This is a genomic window from Aquimarina algiphila (genome assembly GCF_007489275.1).
In the GTDB taxonomy this organism is placed as follows: Bacteria; Bacteroidota; Bacteroidia; order Flavobacteriales; family Flavobacteriaceae; genus Aquimarina; species Aquimarina algiphila.
Genome location: NZ_VLNR01000240.1, coordinates 1 through 261, shown reverse-complemented (window position 1 = coordinate 261; position 261 = coordinate 1). Strand labels below are relative to the sequence as shown.

Here is a 261-nt window from a genome sequence, read left to right as displayed (position 1 = left end):
GATATCGATTTGTAGGATCTGATCCAAATAATTTTGGTGAAATAGGAGCTTTTGCAGTTGATTTTTCTTTTAGTACAAGTCCTTCAACTGCAAGAGGTGCGGTAGCTACATTATCCGTTGCATTTCATGGAGGTAATGAAATTGACCCAAATGCATTTGCTGCTTTTGTAACTGGGAATGACAATTTTGTAGCAGGCGAATATAATGTTGTATTTGGTGCAGACAATGATATAAGAGGAGATTATGCAGGTGCTATTGGAG

The 261-nt window shown here is 37.5% G+C and carries 1 protein-coding gene; it reads left to right on the top strand.

Going from position 1 to position 261, the window contains the following annotated elements; translation table 11 throughout:
- Positions 1-261: hypothetical protein (locus tag FOF46_RS32230; RefSeq protein ID WP_167572056.1), on the top strand; the 261-nt coding region annotated here is incomplete at both ends.